At 60.1% G+C, this 16,559-nt stretch carries 18 protein-coding genes; 11 read left to right on the top strand and 7 right to left on the bottom strand.

Going from position 1 to position 16,559, the window contains the following annotated elements:
* Positions 1 to 19: 19 nt before the first annotated feature.
* From lnt to miaB, 5 genes are all read right to left on the bottom strand, one after another.
* Positions 20 to 1,519: an apolipoprotein N-acyltransferase gene (lnt, locus tag IBX59_RS02355; RefSeq protein WP_296372003.1), complete on the bottom strand. Its 1,500-nt coding sequence runs from the start codon at positions 1,517 to 1,519 to the stop codon at positions 20 to 22.
* The gene (locus tag IBX59_RS02350; RefSeq protein ID WP_296372002.1) at positions 1,512 to 2,402 is read right to left on the bottom strand and encodes a hemolysin family protein; all 891 of its coding nucleotides are present in this window, start codon (positions 2,400 to 2,402) and stop codon (positions 1,512 to 1,514) included. Before IBX59_RS02350 ends, lnt begins: the two co-directional genes overlap by 8 nt.
* Positions 2,403 to 2,436: 34 nt before the next feature.
* Entirely contained in the window at positions 2,437 to 2,925 is a 489-nt protein-coding gene (gene ybeY, locus IBX59_RS02345; RefSeq protein ID WP_296372000.1) for an rRNA maturation RNase YbeY, read from the bottom strand.
* Complete coding sequence (locus IBX59_RS02340) at positions 2,922 to 3,926, bottom strand: PhoH family protein (protein ID WP_296371998.1); 1,005 nt, start codon at positions 3,924 to 3,926, stop codon at positions 2,922 to 2,924. The genes ybeY and IBX59_RS02340 overlap by 4 nt, the downstream gene beginning before the upstream one ends.
* A gap of 144 nt (positions 3,927 to 4,070) precedes the next feature.
* Positions 4,071 to 5,381 (bottom strand): tRNA (N6-isopentenyl adenosine(37)-C2)-methylthiotransferase MiaB, encoded by a 1,311-nt coding sequence (gene miaB, locus IBX59_RS02335; RefSeq protein WP_296371996.1) that lies wholly within the window; start codon positions 5,379 to 5,381, stop codon positions 4,071 to 4,073.
* 115 nt (positions 5,382 to 5,496) lie between these two features.
* Here miaB and IBX59_RS02330 point away from each other — a divergent pair, with 115 nt between their 5' ends.
* Positions 5,497 to 6,357: a hypothetical protein gene (locus IBX59_RS02330; protein ID WP_296371994.1), complete on the top strand. Its 861-nt coding sequence runs from the start codon at positions 5,497 to 5,499 to the stop codon at positions 6,355 to 6,357.
* Positions 6,358 to 6,367: 10 nt separating this feature from the next.
* Here IBX59_RS02330 and irrA read toward each other — a convergent pair whose 3' ends face one another.
* Entirely contained in the window at positions 6,368 to 6,784 is a 417-nt protein-coding gene (gene irrA / locus IBX59_RS02325) for an iron response transcriptional regulator IrrA (protein ID WP_296371992.1), read from the bottom strand.
* 148 nt (positions 6,785 to 6,932) lie between these two features.
* Here irrA and fabA point away from each other — a divergent pair, with 148 nt between their 5' ends.
* The 3 genes from fabA to IBX59_RS02310 are packed head-to-tail and all read left to right on the top strand — an operon-like array spanning position 6,933 to position 9,492.
* The gene (fabA, locus tag IBX59_RS02320; protein WP_296371991.1) at positions 6,933 to 7,442 is read left to right on the top strand and encodes a bifunctional 3-hydroxydecanoyl-ACP dehydratase/trans-2-decenoyl-ACP isomerase; all 510 of its coding nucleotides are present in this window, start codon (positions 6,933 to 6,935) and stop codon (positions 7,440 to 7,442) included.
* Between the two features lie 24 nt (positions 7,443 to 7,466).
* Positions 7,467 to 8,699 (top strand): beta-ketoacyl-ACP synthase I, encoded by a 1,233-nt coding sequence (gene fabB, locus IBX59_RS02315; protein ID WP_296371989.1) that lies wholly within the window; start codon positions 7,467 to 7,469, stop codon positions 8,697 to 8,699.
* A gap of 1 nt (position 8,700) precedes the next feature.
* Positions 8,701 to 9,492: an enoyl-ACP reductase gene (locus IBX59_RS02310; protein ID WP_296371987.1), complete on the top strand. Its 792-nt coding sequence runs from the start codon at positions 8,701 to 8,703 to the stop codon at positions 9,490 to 9,492.
* 46 nt (positions 9,493 to 9,538) lie between these two features.
* Here IBX59_RS02310 and IBX59_RS02305 read toward each other — a convergent pair whose 3' ends face one another.
* Positions 9,539 to 9,973: a peptidylprolyl isomerase gene (locus IBX59_RS02305; RefSeq protein WP_296371986.1), complete on the bottom strand. Its 435-nt coding sequence runs from the start codon at positions 9,971 to 9,973 to the stop codon at positions 9,539 to 9,541.
* 134 nt (positions 9,974 to 10,107) lie between these two features.
* Here IBX59_RS02305 and IBX59_RS02300 point away from each other — a divergent pair, with 134 nt between their 5' ends.
* Genes IBX59_RS02300 through IBX59_RS02270 form a run of 7 tightly spaced genes read left to right on the top strand, consistent with a single transcriptional unit; the run spans position 10,108 to position 16,529 of the window.
* Complete coding sequence (locus IBX59_RS02300) at positions 10,108 to 10,785, top strand: haloacid dehalogenase type II (RefSeq protein ID WP_296371984.1); 678 nt, start codon at positions 10,108 to 10,110, stop codon at positions 10,783 to 10,785.
* Complete coding sequence (locus tag IBX59_RS02295) at positions 10,785 to 11,603, top strand: alpha/beta hydrolase (RefSeq protein ID WP_296371982.1); 819 nt, start codon at positions 10,785 to 10,787, stop codon at positions 11,601 to 11,603. Before IBX59_RS02300 ends, IBX59_RS02295 begins: the two co-directional genes overlap by 1 nt.
* A complete protein-coding gene (locus tag IBX59_RS02290) occupies positions 11,600 to 12,571 on the top strand; it encodes a threonine/serine dehydratase (protein ID WP_296371980.1) in 972 nt (323 codons plus the stop codon). Before IBX59_RS02295 ends, IBX59_RS02290 begins: the two co-directional genes overlap by 4 nt.
* Positions 12,568 to 13,767: an endonuclease/exonuclease/phosphatase family protein gene (locus IBX59_RS02285; protein ID WP_296371978.1), complete on the top strand. Its 1,200-nt coding sequence runs from the start codon at positions 12,568 to 12,570 to the stop codon at positions 13,765 to 13,767. Before IBX59_RS02290 ends, IBX59_RS02285 begins: the two co-directional genes overlap by 4 nt.
* Positions 13,768 to 13,780: 13 nt before the next feature.
* Positions 13,781 to 14,572: a 3-oxoadipate enol-lactonase gene (gene pcaD / locus IBX59_RS02280; protein ID WP_296371977.1), complete on the top strand. Its 792-nt coding sequence runs from the start codon at positions 13,781 to 13,783 to the stop codon at positions 14,570 to 14,572.
* Complete coding sequence (locus tag IBX59_RS02275; RefSeq protein ID WP_296371974.1) at positions 14,565 to 15,263, top strand: alpha/beta fold hydrolase; 699 nt, start codon at positions 14,565 to 14,567, stop codon at positions 15,261 to 15,263. The genes pcaD and IBX59_RS02275 overlap by 8 nt, the downstream gene beginning before the upstream one ends.
* Before the next feature lie 48 nt (positions 15,264 to 15,311).
* On the top strand, positions 15,312 to 16,529 hold the full coding sequence (locus IBX59_RS02270; protein WP_296371972.1) for a TCR/Tet family MFS transporter: 1,218 nt from the start codon (positions 15,312 to 15,314) through the stop codon (positions 16,527 to 16,529).
* The last annotated feature ends 30 nt before the right edge of the window (positions 16,530 to 16,559 follow it).

The raw sequence follows: 16,559 nt of genomic DNA, 5'->3' as shown, positions 1-16,559 counted from the left end.
TGCCTTGGACCGAATGGCGTCAATTGCCAAACCGACGACCGCCGGCATAGAACCCAAAGGTTAACAAAATCAATACGCCTACAAATGGCCATTCCCCCCGTCGGGCATAGGGTGTCGCGGGCAGGGCGAGCGGCAAGGGCACATCAATCGCCCCTGCGACGCCCAAGGATACCTGGTCCACAATGCGCCCTTTGGCATCAATCATCGCGCTGATCCCGGTATTGGCCGCGCGCACCATCGGCAGACCTTGTTCGATAGCCCGCAAACGGGCCTGCGCCAGATGCTGATGCGGGCCTGCCGCCTGTCCAAACCACGCATCATTGGTGATCAGCACCATCAATCGCGGGCGCGTCGGCCCGGTGACGATTTCTTCGGCAAAAATACCTTCGTAGCAGATCAGCGGCACAGCAAGCCCAATGCCGGGTATCATCAACGGATCGCCCTGTGTGCCGGGGGTAAACCCTGTGCCGACCAACCCGGCAAGGCCGGGTAATCCCAGTTTTTCGATCTGGCGCGCACCCGGAATATATTCTCCGAACGGGACCAGATGGCGTTTGTCATATATGTCGCGAATCACACCACCCGGCCCCATGACGACCATACTGTTATAAAATGCCCCTGCCGCATCCAGACGCTGGATACCAAAGACCAGCGGCGCGCCACGGGCGGCACCCTCCAGCAGGCTCAGGTCGGATTGGACGTAGTTGAGCAACGACGGCACGGCTGTTTCGGGCCAGACCACCAGATCAGGGACAGCCCCCTGCCCGGTCAGATCAAGCAGACGATTCAGAAACACATCGCGATAGGCCGGATCCCATTTGAGGTGCTGCGGCGCATTCGGTTGCACGATGCGCACAAGGGGGCCATCTGACCGTAGCTCTGGTGTAGGTCCGCTACCCAAAACCCCAGCAACACCACCCAAAACGACAATCACAATCGGCCCTGGCACCAACCTGCGGTGCCACAGCGTTGTCAGCGCCCAAGCCGCCAGAATGGTGATCAAACTCAGCAGATGCGGCCCGCCAAAAGCCGCCAGTTGCGCCAGCGGGGTCGGCACCCAGATGTGCCCCAACAACGCCCATGGAAACCCCGTCAGGATCAGCGCGCGCGTCAGTTCGGCCCAGACCAGCATCAGCCCAAAGAACATCGCCCCGCCCGGCGCGACCCGCCGCGCCAGCCAACCCGCCAGCGCCCAGAACAGCGCCGCGCCCCCCGCCATCAAGACCAGCGCAAAAGGGGCCATCCAGCCATGCCGGGCAATATCAACAAGAAAGGGTTCCACGATCCAATGCAGGGTAAAACCGAAATATCCCAGCCCAAAGCACCAGACATCAAGCGTTGCCCGCCGCGCAGTCGGCGCGACGGTATGCACCTGCAAAAGTATGGCCAGGGCAATGATGGTCGCGGGCCACAGATCAAAGGGGGCCTGCCCCAGCCCGCCCACAACGCCCAGCAAACTCAGCAGCGCAAACCGCTGCCACACCGGCAATGCCGCGAGGCGCGCAAAGATGTCAGGCATGCGCAGCGCTTGGCAGACAGACACGCAACCGCTTGATCCGGCGCGGGTCGGCATCGACCACCTCGAACTCAACGCCGATCGGATGCACGATCACCTCGCCCCTTGCGGGCAGATGCCCGGCCAGCATTGTAACCAGCCCCCCCAAGGTTTCGATCTCTTCTTCGTCGATTTCTTCATGGGCAGTCAGGTCAAGCCCGATTTCCGCCTGAAAATCCTCAAGATCGGTGCGGGCCTGCACCATATAGATACCGGGCTGTTCCAGCACCCAGCTTTGGGCTTCTTCGATGTCGTGTTCGTCTTCGATATCGCCAACAACCTGTTCGATCAGATCTTCGATTGTGACCAGACCATCGGTGCCGCCATATTCATCAATGACCAGGGCCATGTGGATGCGTTCTGCCTGCATTTTCTGCAACAAAACCCCCAATGGCATCGACGGCGGCACGAAAAGCAACGGGCGCAACATGTCGCGCAGGTCAAAATCCGGGCTGTCGCCGTTGAACCCGTGGCGCAGCGCGAAATCCTTAAGATTCGCAATCCCGATCGGCGTATCAAGCGTGCCATCGTAAACCGGCAGACGGGTCAGGCCGCTGTCGCGGAACACCTTGACCAGTTCATCCTTGGCAACCGTGACAGGCACCGCCACGATGTCGGCCTTTGGTACCGATACATCCTCGACCCGCTTGCGGCGCAGGTTCAAAAGACCAAGCATGGCATTTGCCGGTCTTGCCGTTTCGCGGGGTGTTTCCTCTGCCGCGTCAGTCGCGGTGTTTGGCTGAAACACATTGCGGATCCGGGCGAAAAACCCGTCTTCCTGTGTGCCTATTTCATCGTCTTGCGCGCTTTGCGCAGCCATAGACGGACCGCCGTCAGTATCGCCCATTTCATCCTTACCAAAATTGGGCCCCGTGGCCCGCTCAAATCCTATATGGGTCAGCAAGACCCAGTTTGCCAAGTATCTCTGTTTCCAGCCCTTCCATAAGGGTGGCATCGCGGTCACGCTCGTGATCGAAACCCAACAAATGAAGCGTGCCATGAACAAGTAAATGGATCGTGTGATCAGCCATGGATTTGCCTGCTTCCGCCGCTTCGCGCGCGCAGGTTTCAAAGGCGATGGCGATATCGCCCAGTTCACTTTCCGGCCCCGGCACAGGGGGCAAAGGCATTTCGCCGTCCGCCACGGCTCCGCGCTCTTGCGATGGCCAACTCAGCACGTTTGTCGGCTGCGGCTTGCCGCGAAAATCAGCATTCAGCAAAGCGATACGCGTATCACCACAGGCTAACACACTGATTTCAAAAACAGACGATTCCATCCCAAGACGTTCCAGCACCGCATCTGTCGCGGTCTGTGCAAGGCTTTCGATATCACCCCAACGGGGATCTTCGATCAGGCAATCAACAGTCACCGGGGCTCATCCGCCTCGTAGGCTTCGATGATGGCAGCCACCAGCGGGTGCCGCACCACATCCTTGGAGGTGAAATAGTTAAAGCTGATCTTTGGAATGTTTTTCAGCAACCGTTCCGCATCCCACAGGCCGGAATTTACCCCGCGCGGCAAATCAATCTGGGTGCGGTCGCCGGTGATGACCATGCGCGACCCTTCGCCCAGACGGGTCAGGAACATCTTCATCTGCATCGTGGTCGCGTTCTGCGCCTCGTCCAGCACGACAAAAGCGTTGGACAGCGTGCGCCCACGCATAAAGGCCAAAGGCGCGATTTCGATGACTTTTTCTTCCATCATCTTGGCCGCTTGTTTGCCGGGCAGAAAATCGTTCAGCGCATCATAGAGCGGCTGCATGTAGGGATCGACTTTTTCCTTCATGTCGCCGGGCAGATAGCCCAGTTTTTCGCCTGCCTCGACCGCAGGGCGCGACAGGATAATCTTGTCCACATGACCCGAAATCAGCATGTTTACGCCCACGGCGACCGCCAGATAGGTCTTGCCCGTGCCTGCCGGGCCGATCCCAAAGGCCAGTTCATGATCGAACAGCGCATTGACATAAGCCTTTTGCGCATCGGTGCGCGGTTCGACCAGTTTCTTGCGGGTCTTGATTTCAACACGCGCGGTGTCACCCTTGAACAGTTCGATCTGGTCAGCGGGGCTGGCATCTGCCGCGTGGCCCATCCGCAGTTCACGGTCGATATCACCGGGATCAAGCGACCGCCCCGCCTCGAGCCGGCTATAAAGCGCGCGCAACACGTCCAGTGTATCGTGGCGCGGCCCGTCTTCGCCGATAATAGCCAATTGGTTGCCACGGCGTAAAATTTGCACGCCAAGGCTGTTTTCAATCGTAGTCAGATTACGGTCATATTCGCCGCACAGGTCGATCAGCAAGAAATTATCGGGAAATTCCAACAGGGATTCTGTTACATCCTTGGCGGATGGGGTCAGGGCACCGGTGGCCACATGGCTCTCCTTTGAGTCGCAGATGTCTTAAGGTGGCAAGTCACGGCAAGCGGCGCAAGGACTGCGGAGCAAATGTCACGTATTTGACATCACAAAGCCCGCGATGCGGCACGAAGTGTCACATAAGGTCGATTTGCACCCACCCTACCCGATCAGTTCGCCCTTCAGCGAATTGGGGCTGTCTTGCAGAATTTTCACGCGCCGCACCTGCCCCAGCACCTCTGGCGGGGCATCGGCATAGACAGCATGCAGATATTCGGATTTGCCGATCATCTGGCCCGCCTCGCGGCCCGCCTTTTCAAACAAGACCTTGACTTCGCGCCCCACCATACTGGCCTGCGTTGCATGTTGCTGTTCGCGCAAAAGCGTCTGCAAGCGTTGCAAGCGGTCGTTCATCACATCCTCGGGCAGTTGCGGCTTTTCTGCTGCCGGGGTGCCGGGGCGGGTGGAATATTTGAACGAATAGGCCTGCCCGTAATGCACATCGCGGACCAGTTGCAGCGTGTCTTCGAAATCCTGTTCGGTCTCGCCGGGGAAACCCACGATGAAATCCCCCGACAGCAAAAGATCGGGGCGCGCGGCACGAATTCGTTCGATCAGGCGCAGATAACCTGCGGCCGTGTGTTTGCGGTTCATCGCCTTCAGAATCCGGTCAGACCCCGACTGCACCGGCAAATGCAGATATGGCATCAGTTTTTCGCAGGTGCCATGGGCGTCGATCAACGCCTGATCCATGTCATTGGGATGGCTGGTGGTGAAACGGATGCGGGCCAGCCCGTCGATCTTGTCCAGTTCCCAGATCAGGCCCGCAAGCCCCTGTTCATGCCCGTGATAAGCGTTCACGTTCTGGCCCAGCAGGGTAATTTCGCGCACCCCTGCATCGACCAATTCATGCGCCTCGCGGATGATCCGGTCAGCGGGGCGCGATACCTCTGCCCCGCGGGTATACGGCACCACGCAGAAGGCGCAGAACTTGTCACAACCTTCCTGCACGGTCAGAAACGCTGTTGGCCCGCGCTTGGCCTTTGACCGCGTTTTCAGCGTGTCGAATTTGTCATCCTCGGGGAAATCGGTGTCCAGCGCCTTGGCCCCCGTCTGCACCACATCATCCATCGCGGGCAGGCGGTGATAGCTTTGCGGGCCGACGACCAGATCAACCAGTGGCTGGCGGCGCATGATTTCCGCCCCTTCGGCCTGTGCAACACAGCCTGCCACGCCAATTTTCAGGTCGGGGTTGTCCGCCTTCAGCCCTTTGAACCGGCCCAGTTCTGAATAAACCTTTTCCGCCGCCTTTTCGCGGATGTGGCAGGTATTCAGCAGGATCATATCGGCGTCATCGGGCGTATCGGTCTGGACATAGCCCTTGCCGCCCAGCGCCTCGGCCATGCGTTCGCTGTCATAGACGTTCATCTGGCAGCCGTAGGTCTTGATATAAAGCTTTTTGGGCGCGGACATGGGCGGACTCTTTGCGGATGTGACGGATCGCGCCTTTCTAACGGGATGCGCGCGGGCTTGCAATGCGGGGCAATTTGGCCGATTTTGCAGCGCATCTTCAGGCCCATGGACACCGATGCATTACCCAGACCTGCCCGCCCTGTTCGCTGATCGCCGCCAACACCTTGCCAAGGGGCCAATCGCGCTGATCCTGATCGAGGACGCGATCGAGGTCGCAAGCACCATTGCGCATCACAAGACCCTCGGCTTCGCACAGATCATCGCATTTTGTCCCGCCGACATGACCCTGCCCGCGCTTGACGATACCGTGCATCGCGTCGATTATGACGTCATCGGTGCGGACGCACCCGAACGGATCGTGAATGCCGTCATCAAGGCCGCGCCGGGCGCGTGGATATATTTCAGCTTTAACGCGGAATACCTGTATTTTCCGTTTTGCGAAGACCGCAGTATCGCCGATCTGACAAATTTCGCCATGGAAGAGCGGCGCAACAGTATTTTATGCTATGTAATTGATCTATATGCATCTAATCTGAACGAGGCGCCCAATGGCGTTGCGCGCGATGCTGCATGGCTTGATCAGGCAGGCTATTATGCATTGGCACGTCATGATGCGACAGGCGCCCGACCAGAGCGTCAGGTCGATGTTTATGGCGGCCTTCGCTGGCGGTTCGAAGAACATGTGCCTTGGGATCGGCGCAGGATCGACCGACCGGCTTTGTTTCGCGCATATCCGGGCCTGGAAATGGGGACGGACCGTTTATTCAACGATCCTGAATACAATACCTACGCCTGCCCATGGCACCATAGCCCCACCGCAGCGGTCTGTTCGTTCCGCACGGCAAAGGCATTGCGGCACAACCCCGGCAGTCGGGATGCAATCGATAGCTTTGTCTGGCCGGGCAGCGCCCCCTTTACATGGCATTCATCCCAACTGCTGGATCTGGGGATGATGGAACCGGGGCAGTGGTTTTGATGCCGCAGGATCAGGTCCGGCGCAACCGGATCACCACATCAACCGATGTGATTTCAGCGCCATCAGGCACATGAGGCAAGCGGCGAATTTCCAGTTCCTCGGCGGGCGCATCGGTCAGGCGGGCGGTATCTTCCCAATAAAAATGCGGGTGATCTGTGATATTGGTATCAAAATAGCTTTTTGAGCCATCAACAGTGATTTCCCGCATCAACCCGGCATCACAAAAAGCGCGCAGCGTGTTATAGACCGTCGCCAGCGACACTTTTTCACCCGCGTTGGACGCAGCGTCGAACAGGCTTTCGGCGGTGACATGGCGGTTTTGCCCGTCGCCCACAAGAAGGCTGGCAAGCGTCAGGCGCTGCCGGGTCGGGCGAAGCCCGGCACCGGCCAGCCAGCTTGCACTCCGTTCTGTTGCATGTTCGGTCATCGGATCTCTTTTACTCAATCCAAGACTTAATATGGCAGGAAACGCCCGGGATCAAATGAAAACATGGAAAACCAGCATAGACTTGCCCTTGCAAAGCCCGTGGTGCTAGACGTCATATAAAGCATCAGGCAAGAAATGAGACCCCTTTATGGCGCAATTACCTACCAGTTTTGATAAAGACGCCTTGCTGAAATGCGCCCAAGGAGAGCTGTTTGGCCCCGGAAATGCGCAACTGCCCGCGCCGCCCATGCTGATGATGGACCGAATTACCGATATTTCGGGCGATGGTGGCGCGCATGGAAAAGGGCATGTTGTCGCAGAATTTGATATCACCCCCGATCTGTGGTTTTTCGATTGCCATTTCCCCGGCAACCCGATCATGCCCGGTTGTCTGGGCCTGGATGGGTTGTGGCAGTTGACCGGCTTCAACCTTGGCTGGCGCGGCTGGAAGGGGCGCGGGTATGCCTTGGGCGTGGGCGAGGTCAAGCTGACCGGCATGGTGCGGCCTGATCGTAAAATGCTGACCTATCGGGTCGATTTCACCAAGGCAGTGCAAACGCGCCGCTTGACCATGGGCGTCGCCAACGGGATTGTAGAGGCCGACGGCGATGTGATTTACCAAGTGACCGACATGAAGGTTGCGTTGTCGGAAAGCTGAACCAAACCTACAAGGAGAGCGCCAATGCGCCGTGTCGTCGTTACCGGTCTTGGGATCGTCTCGCCCATTGGCAACAATGCAGACGAGGTGACAGAGGCCCTGAAAGCCGGGAAATCCGGCATTGTTGCCAGCCCTGAAATGGCCGAACACGGCTTTCGCAGCCAGATTGCGGGCACGTTGAAAATCGACGTGGCCGATCACGTGGACAAACGCACGCTGCGCTTTATGGGGCCCGGCGCGGCCTATGCCCATATCGCGATGGGGCAGGCGATTGCCGATGCCGGGCTGGACGAAAGCGTGGTGTCACACCCGCGCACGGGGTTGGTCGCTGGCTCTGGCGGGCCGTCAACATCGGCCATGTTCGCCGCGCATAATGTGGTCAAGGATACCGGCGCGACCAAGCGGATCGGGCCGTTTGCGGTGCCGAAATGCATGTCGTCCACCGTGTCGGCCAACTTGTCCACGGCCTACAAGATCAAGGGCATCAACTATTCCATCACATCTGCCTGTTCAACCAGCCTGCATTGCATCGGCAATGCCGCCGAACAGATCATGATGGGCAAGCAAGACGTGATGTTCGCCGGCGGTGGCGAAGAACTGGACTGGACCCTGTCGTGCCTGTTCGATGCGATGGGTGCGATGTCCAGCAAATACAACGACACGCCGGAAAAAGCATCACGCGCCTTTGATTCGGGGCGTGATGGGTTTGTCATCGCGGGCGGCGGCGGGATCATCGTGCTGGAAAGCCTTGAACATGCGCAGGCGCGAGGCGCGAAAATCTATGCCGAGGTGACAGGCTATGCCGCCACATCCGACGGGCACGATATGGTCGCCCCTTCCGGCGAAGGCGGCGAACGCGCGATGCGGCTGGCGCTGGCAACCCTGCCCGCGGGTCGCAAGGTCAGCTATATCAACGCGCACGGCACATCGACGCCCGTGGGTGACGTGGGTGAAGTGCAGGCCGTGCGCCGCGTCTTTGGCCAAGGCAGCACGCCGCCGATCAGTTCCACCAAATCCATGACCGGCCACAGCCAAGGCGCTACCGGCGCGCAAGAGGCGATTTATTGCCTGTTGATGTTGCGTGACGATTTCATCGCGCCATCCATCAATGTCGAAACGCTCGACCCGGCGCTGGATCCGTCCGAGATTGCGACAGTGCGCGTGGACAATGCCGGGCTTGATACGGTGATGACAAACTCTTTCGGTTTTGGCGGGACCAATGGGTCCATGCTGCTTTCTCGGTTTCAAGGTTCATGAAATGACACTTTCAATGCAAGGCAAACGCGGTCTGGTCATGGGCGTGGCGAACGAACGGTCCATCGCTTGGGGCATCGCCAAGGCCATGGCCGACGCGGGCGCAGAGCTGGCCTTTACCTATCAGGGCGAGGCTTTCGGCAAGCGGCTTGAACCGCTGGCACAATCTGTCGGGTCCGACATTATGGTTGATGTCGATGTGACAGACGATACCAGCATGGATGCGGCCTTTGCCTTGCTTAGGGAACGCTGGGGCAGTCTTGATTTCGTGGTTCACGCCATTGCATTTTCTGACAAAAACGAACTGACGGGGCGGTTTATCAAGACCAGCCGGGCCAATTTTCAGAACTCGCTGACGATTTCGTGCTATTCCTTCATCGACGTGGCGCGGCGCGCGTCTGAAATGATGCCAGATGGTGGAACGCTGCTGACGTTGACCTATCAGGGGTCAAACCGCGTCACGCCGTTTTACAATGTCATGGGTGTGGCCAAGGCCGCGTTGGAAAGTGCCACGCGCTATCTGGCCAATGATTTAGGGCCACAGGGGATTCGCGTGAATGCCATCAGCCCCGGACCGATGAAAACATTGGCCGGTGCGGCCATCGGTGGCGCGCGCAAGACCTATAAACACACCGACACAAACGCGCCACTGGGGTCGAATGCCACGTTAGAGGCGGTGGGCGGCACGGCGGTTTACCTTGCTTCGGATGCGGGGGCCTGCACCACGGGCGAAATTATTCGCGTTGATGGCGGTTTTCACATTCTGGGCATGCCGCAACCGGAACATCTGGGGTAAAGACACGAGGCTTGGCAGGTGCGTGCAAGCACGCACCCGACCAATCTTATGCCGCCTTGATATCCACAATTTCGATGTCGAACACCAGATCCTTGCCCGCCAGCGGGTGATTGGCATCAAGCGTGACCACTTCATCCGTCACTTCAGCCACGACGACCTGCACCACCTGCCCTTGGGGCGTCTGCATTTGCAGCTGCGTGCCGGGGTCCAGCGGGATATGATCGGGGATTTCCGCGCGCGGCACGGCCTGGCACGCATCGGGGTTGGTTTCACCATAAGCCAGCGCACAGGGCACTTCGACGGTTTTGGTATCGCCCACGGCCATGCCGGGGATCGCGGCGTCAAGACCGGGAATGATCTGGCCGGAACCGACAACGAATTCCAGCGGGTCGCGCCCGTCAGAACTGTCGAATGTCTCGCCGGTTTTCAGGGTGCCGGTGTAGTTGATGCGAACTGTGTCGCCTGATTTTGCCTCGCTCATTGGTCTGGCCTTTCGTTTGCTTCAATTGAATGGCGCAAGCTAGGGAAGGTGAAACCGGTTTGCAAACAGGTTTCCCCTTTTCGCCGCAAGCTGGGCGTGACAAGCTGCCCCCAAAATCAAAAAAAGGCCAGATCATGCCAATCACCACCTGCGTTTTCGATGCCTATGGCACCCTGTTCGATGTGGGTGCAGCCGCCGCCCAGGCAGCAAAGGAACCAGAGCATCCTGCGCTCGCCACTGTCTGGCCCGCGATTGCGCGCGACTGGCGGCTGAAACAGCTGCAATACACGTGGCTGCGCGCCGTGGCCGGGCGGCATTGTGATTTCTGGCAGGTCACGCAAGACGGGTTGGATTGGGCATTGGAGGCGAACAAAGTCACCGCCCCCGCGACCCGCACCCGCCTTTTGGAACTTTACTGGGAACTTGCCGCCTACCCCGAGGTGCCGGCGATGCTGGCCGCGCTGAAAGACCGGGGGTTGCACACGGCGATCTTGTCCAACGGCAGCCCCGCGATGCTGGATGCGGCTGTGCAATCGGCAGGCATTGGCGATTTGCTGGATAAGGTCTTGTCGGTTGAAGATGTGGGCGTTTTCAAGCCCCACACCCGTGTCTATGATCTGGTCGGCCAGCATTTCGGCTGCGCCAGGAACGAGGTGCTGTTCGTATCGTCCAACGGCTGGGATGCAGCGGGGGCTGCCGGTTACGGGTTTCACACCGTCTGGGTGAACCGCGCGGGCGAACCTTTGGACAGGCTTTATGCCGCGCCGCAACACGTCTTGCCCGACCTGACCAAAATACCGGAGCTTGCCTGATGCCCACCTACCAAAGCCATGACGGCCTTGCACTGCATTACACCGACCAAGGCACCGGCCTGCCAGTCATCGCGCTGGCCGGGTTGACGCGCAACGGCGCGGATTTTGACCATGTGGCACCGCATTTGCCGGTGCGCCTGATCCGGCCCGATTATCGCGGGCGCGGGCAATCCGACTGGGCCGATCCCGCGACCTATACCGTCCCACAAGAGGCGGCGGATGTGCTGGCGCTGATGGATCATCTGGGACTGACGCGCGCCGCGATCCTTGGCACATCACGCGGCGGGCTGATTGCGATGATGCTGGCCGCAACGGCCAAGGACAGGCTGCTGGGCGTCGCGCTGAACGACATCGGGCCGGAAATTTCGCAACAGGGGCTGGACATCATCATGGATTATGTCGGGCGCAATCCGGCCCAGAAAACCTATGCTGACGCGGCTGCGTTTCGCGACACCTATTGGACAAGGTTCGATGATGTCCCAATGGACCGCTGGCTGGCCGAGGTGCGTGCGCATTACGCACAAACCCCCGATGGCCTGCGCATCCGCTATGATCCGCAACTGCGCGATGCGATGCTGGCCAATCAGGATAAACCCGCGCCAGACCTGTGGCCACTTTTCGATGCGCTCGACGGGCTGCCGGTGGCGCTGATACGCGGGGCGAATTCCGACCTGCTGACAACGCAAACCGCCGATGAAATGGCCCGCCGCCGCCCCGATATGATCCGGGTGGATGTGCCCGGGCGCGGGCATGTCCCGTTTCTGGATGAACCACAGGCACTGGCCGCGCTGCACGCATGGCTGGAGAAGATGCAATGAACATCGACATGATCCGTGCCGCAGCGCAGCGGTTGGCAGGCCACGCGCGGCACACCCCGATCCTGACCTCGCCGTTTCTGGACGACATCGCGGGCCGGCGCGTTTTCGTCAAAGCCGAATGCCTGCAACACACCGGGTCGTTCAAGTTTCGCGGCGGCTGGTCTGCTGTGTCGGGCCTGTCTGATGCCGCGCGCAAGGCGGGCGTGATTGCTTTTTCCAGCGGCAACCATGCGCAGGGGGTTGCATTGGCCGCACGCACCCACGGCGCGCCTGCGGTCATCATCATGCCCGCCGATGCGCCCGCTGTGAAAATCGCCAATACCCGCGCCTTGGGGGCCGAGGTTGTGCTTTATGATCGCGCCACCGAGGACCGCGACGCGATTGGCGCCCGCCTGTCACAAGCACGCGGGCTGACCTTGATCAAACCCTTTGACGAACCGCAGGTGATCGCAGGCCAAGGCACCTGCGGGCTGGAGATTGCCCAAGACATGACTGCACTTGGCGTCACGGATGCGGAAGTGACCGTATGCTGCGGGGGTGGCGGGCTGACATCGGGCATCGCGTTGGCGCTGGCCGCGGATGCGCCGGGGATGCGCGTGCGTCCGGCTGAACCCGAAGGGTTCGACGATGTGACGCGATCGCTGGCCGCGGGCCGAATCCTGCGCAACGACCGGCTATCAGGGTCGCTGTGCGATGCGATCATCACACCACAACCCGGTGATCTGACCTTTCCAATCATGCAGGCCCATTGCGGCCCCGGCGTGGTCGTCACAGAAAACGAGGCCCTGCGCGCGGTCGGGCTGGCCTTTGACCGTCTGAAAATCGTGCTGGAACCGGGCGGTGCTGTGGCGCTGGCGGCGGCCCTGTTTCATGCAGATGCCTTCAGCGGCGATGCAGTTGTGGCGGTTGCCACGGGCGGGAATGTGGACCCTGACGTTTTCAAGCAAGCATTGGACACTTTGCCATGACCCGATTCACCATTGCCAGTTTCAACATGAAAAACCTGATCGAGGCCGATCAGGAATATTACCGGTTCGAGGCATACACCCCCGAAGAATACGCATGGAAACGCGCGTGGCTGGCAGACCAGTTACTGACGATGAACGCCGACATCGTGGGTTTTCAGGAAATTTTCTCTGAGGCGGCGCTGCGCGACGTGGTGATCGAAACCGACGAAATGGGGATGGCTGCAAATGCTGCGAATATCCCGCACCGATCCAAAGAATATGCCCGCAGGGCGATTTTCCGCAAACTGGCCTATGAACCTTATACCGAGGCCGCGTTGGCCTTTGCGCCCAACAGCTTTGACGGGGAACCGGGGCAGCGGCGGCCCGGTGTCGCGATCCTGTCGCGCTATGGTTTCAAGGGAACGCCCGAGGTTATTCAGGATCTGGCCAAACCGCTGATCATTCCGTTTAGCGATATTGATGGCAGCGACGGAGGGCATTACCGCGTCAAACGGCTGAGCCGGCCCATTCTGAAAGCGCGCGTGCCTGTCGGTGATGCCGTCGTGACGGTATTCAACTGCCACCTGAAATCGAAACTGGGGGAACTGCCCAAGCCCGAAGGCGCCGCCTATCCGCCGGCTGCCGATCTGGTGAACTATGACGCAGAAACGCGCGCGCTGGGGGCGCTGCGCGCCGGTCTTCGCCGGATGGCCGAAGCCTGGGTGCTGCGCCGCGCCATCCTGCAAGAACTGGCGTCAGGGCATCCGGTGATGGTGCTGGGCGATTTCAACGACAGCGAAAACGCCGTTTCAACCGAAATCATTACCGGCGAAGCCCCGTTCAAGAATTACGCATGGATGCGCCGGCATGACGCCGAAACCCACCGCGACCGTTATTCCGATCAGGAAGACGCGACCATTCAGGAAAAAATCGGCGCGGTCAGGCTCTATTCCGCAGAAAAGCTGTTTGTGCGCAAATCCTTGCGCGATGCGGTTTATACATCGACCTTTGGCGGCGTGTTCGAAAGCATCGACCAGATCCTGATGTCGCGGCATTTTCATCCCGATTTCGTCGGCAAGATCGGCGAGATGGAATATTTCAATGTTTTCAACGATCACCTGACCGATGCCTCTCACCCCGAAGCGCCCTATAACAAGCTGGCGTCAGATCACGGGCAGATCATGGCGCATATGGTGCTGGGAGACCCCAATGCCTGAAGGAGCAACACAGATGAAAATCAACCGCGATGGTGTGGCGTTGCACGCGCGTGTCGATGGGGTGGACGACCCCGCCGCGCCAACCATCATGTTCGCCAATTCGCTGGGGACCACCCTGCATTTGTGGGATGGGGTTGTGCCCTTGTTGCCCGCTGGCCTGCGCATCGTGCGCTATGACATGCGCGGGCACGGGCAATCGGATGTGCCGGATGCGCCCTATACGATGGGCCAGCTGATCAGCGACGCCGCGGCGATCTGCGATGCGCTGGATGTGCGCGATGCGTTGTTTGTGGGCCTGTCGGTGGGCGGGATGGTGGCGCAGGGGCTGGCGATCAAACGGCCCGACATCATCCGTGCGTTGGTGCTGTCAAACACCGCCGCCAAGATCGGCAGCCCGCAGATGTGGCAGGACCGGATCGACACTGTGAACTCCAAAGGGCTGGCCGCGATGGCCGATGGCGTCATGCAACGCTGGTTCGGCCGCGATTTCTATGGGACGCCAGCGATGGCGCCTTGGCAGGATATGTTGGTTGCCACCCCCGCGCAGGGCTATGCGGGCACCTGTGCGGCGATTGCTGGAACCGATTTCTATACCCCCACCAGCGGGTTGCGCCTGCCGACGCTGGGCATAGCCGGGGCAGATGATGGCGCCACCCCGCCTGATCTGGTGCGCGAAACCGTCGATCTGATCCCCGGGTCACAGTTTCGGCTGATCCCGCGCGTAGGCCACCTGCCCTGTGCGGAAGACCCCGCAGGTTATGCCACGATCCTGAACCAGTTTCTGAAAGATACCGGCCATGTCTGATTTCCTGCTTATCCACGGATCATGCCACGGGGCGTGGTGCTGGGATGACGTGATCCCACATCTGCAGGCAGCGGGTCACACGGCCCGCGCGATTGATCTGCCGTCGCATGGCGCAGACACGACCCCGCCCGGTGACGTGACGCTGGACCTTTACGCCCGCGCCATTGTCGATGCGATTGACACGCCAGTGGTGTTGGTTGGTCATTCCATGGCCGGTTATCCGATTACGGCGGCGGCCAACCTTGCGCACGAAAAGATCAGCAAACTGATCTATCTGTGCGCCTATGTGCCGATGGCGGGCAAATCGCTGGCCGATATGCGCCGGATGGCCCCCAGACAGCCCCTGCTGGATGCGATTGTGGTCGATGCGGACCGTGTGACATTCACGGTCGATCCGTCACGGGCAGCGGAAAAGTTTTATCACGATGTGCCCCGCGACCGCGCGGATTGGGCGGTCGCACAGCTGTGCCCCCAGCCGATCCTGCCGCAGGAAACGCCGCTGACACCCGCCCATGACCTGCCGCGCCACTACATCCGCTGTCTGGATGACAGGACCATTCCACCGGAATTTCAGGTGACAATGACCGCCGACTGGCCCGCCGCAACCGTGACCGAAATGCCCACGTCGCATTCGCCGTTTCTGGCCGACCCTGCCGGGCTGGCCGCGCATCTGATCCGTATTGCAGGGTGATCATCTCGGGGTTTGCAAAGTGAACCGAACGGTTTAACGCTGCACCGCATGAAAAGCCGCCTGCCCGTTCTGTTCATCCTGATCACCGTTGTGATTGATGCCATGGGCATTGGTCTGATCATGCCCGTGATGCCCGCCCTGATCCAAGAGGTCGAAGGCGCGGGGCTGGCCCGTGCCGCCGTTTGGGGCGGGATACTGGCCACGATCTTTGCGGCAATGCAGTTTTTGTGCGGCCCGACCCTTGGCAGCCTGTCAGACAGATACGGCCGCCGCCCGGTGCTGATCGTGTCGCTGGTGATCATGGCGCTGGATTACGTGCTGATGGCGCTGGCCCACACGATCTGGCTGCTGATCATCGGGCGTATCATCGGCGGGATCACGGCGGCGACGCAATCCACATCCGCCGCCTATATGGCCGATATTTCCAAACCCGCAGAAAAAGCCGCGAATTTCGGCCTGATCGGTGCGGCCTTTGGCGTGGGCTTTGTGCTGGGGCCGCTGATCGGCGGGGCGTTGGCAGAATCTGGCACGCGGGCGCCGTTCTGGGCGGCGGCGGCGCTGGCGGCGGCCAATGCGGTGTTCGGCTATTACATCCTGCCCGAAACCGTGACCGACCGCATCCGCCGCCCGTTTCAATGGCGCCGCGCCAACCCGCTGGGGGCATTCGCCAATATCGGCGCGCTGCCGGGGCTGAAACGCCTGATGCTGATCACATTTGTCTATACCGTTGCATTCTTTGTCTATCCCGGCGTCTGGGCCTATTTCGGGGCCGAACGCTTTGGCTGGGGGCCGGGGATGATCGGGCTGTCGCTGGGCCTGTTCGGCATTGGTATCGCGATTGTGCAGGGGCTGTTGATCCGGCCCATTCTGAACAGGATCGGGGAACGTCGTGCGGTGGTGCTGGGGCTGGGCATTGATGTTGTGGCCTTTGTGCTGCTGGCCTTTGTCACCAATGGCTGGGTCGCGCTGGCGCTGACGCCGCTGACCGCCCTTGGGTCCATCGCCGGGCCTGCCTTGCAAGGGATCATGTCGCGCACCGCTGCGGACGACCAACAGGGCGAATTGCAAGGCACCGTCACATCCATCAACGCGGTGGCAACCATTGTGGCCCCACTGATCGTGACCCAGACGTTCTGGTATTTCACCGCGCCCGGCACGGTGTTCTACATGCCCGGCGCGCCGTTTCTTTTGTCGGCGATCCTGACCGTCTGCTGCATCTTGGTCTTTGTGCAGACCCCACGGCGCACAAAATCGCGCGTTGCGTGACGAAAACGCCCTTGCGCATCGCCGGCCAAT

Source organism: Yoonia sp., from assembly GCF_014859355.1.
GTDB lineage: Bacteria > Pseudomonadota > Alphaproteobacteria > Rhodobacterales > Rhodobacteraceae > Yoonia.
Note: the sequence above shows the minus strand (reverse complement) of the source record. Positions and strands in the feature narration are given on the sequence as shown.

What these genes read in the sequence shown, in the direction of transcription:
- lnt (WP_296372003.1), bottom strand. Translation starts at nt 1,519, where the DNA reads ATGCCTGACATCTTTGCGCGCCTCGCGGCATTGCCGGTGTGGCAGCGG.
- IBX59_RS02350 (WP_296372002.1), bottom strand. Translation starts at nt 2,402, where the DNA reads ATGGGCGATACTGACGGCGGTCCGTCTATGGCTGCGCAAAGCGCGCAA.
- miaB (WP_296371996.1), bottom strand. Translation starts at nt 5,381, where the DNA reads ATGTCCGCGCCCAAAAAGCTTTATATCAAGACCTACGGCTGCCAGATG.
- IBX59_RS02330 (WP_296371994.1), top strand. Translation starts at nt 5,497, where the DNA reads ATGCATTACCCAGACCTGCCCGCCCTGTTCGCTGATCGCCGCCAACAC.
- irrA (WP_296371992.1), bottom strand. Translation starts at nt 6,784, where the DNA reads ATGACCGAACATGCAACAGAACGGAGTGCAAGCTGGCTGGCCGGTGCC.
- fabA (WP_296371991.1), top strand. Translation starts at nt 6,933, where the DNA reads ATGGCGCAATTACCTACCAGTTTTGATAAAGACGCCTTGCTGAAATGC.
- fabB (WP_296371989.1), top strand. Translation starts at nt 7,467, where the DNA reads ATGCGCCGTGTCGTCGTTACCGGTCTTGGGATCGTCTCGCCCATTGGC.
- IBX59_RS02310 (WP_296371987.1), top strand. Translation starts at nt 8,701, where the DNA reads ATGACACTTTCAATGCAAGGCAAACGCGGTCTGGTCATGGGCGTGGCG.
- IBX59_RS02305 (WP_296371986.1), bottom strand. Translation starts at nt 9,973, where the DNA reads ATGAGCGAGGCAAAATCAGGCGACACAGTTCGCATCAACTACACCGGC.
- IBX59_RS02300 (WP_296371984.1), top strand. Translation starts at nt 10,108, where the DNA reads ATGCCAATCACCACCTGCGTTTTCGATGCCTATGGCACCCTGTTCGAT.
- IBX59_RS02295 (WP_296371982.1), top strand. Translation starts at nt 10,785, where the DNA reads ATGCCCACCTACCAAAGCCATGACGGCCTTGCACTGCATTACACCGAC.
- IBX59_RS02290 (WP_296371980.1), top strand. Translation starts at nt 11,600, where the DNA reads ATGAACATCGACATGATCCGTGCCGCAGCGCAGCGGTTGGCAGGCCAC.
- IBX59_RS02285 (WP_296371978.1), top strand. Translation starts at nt 12,568, where the DNA reads ATGACCCGATTCACCATTGCCAGTTTCAACATGAAAAACCTGATCGAG.
- pcaD (WP_296371977.1), top strand. Translation starts at nt 13,781, where the DNA reads ATGAAAATCAACCGCGATGGTGTGGCGTTGCACGCGCGTGTCGATGGG.
- IBX59_RS02275 (WP_296371974.1), top strand. Translation starts at nt 14,565, where the DNA reads ATGTCTGATTTCCTGCTTATCCACGGATCATGCCACGGGGCGTGGTGC.
- IBX59_RS02270 (WP_296371972.1), top strand. Translation starts at nt 15,312, where the DNA reads ATGAAAAGCCGCCTGCCCGTTCTGTTCATCCTGATCACCGTTGTGATT.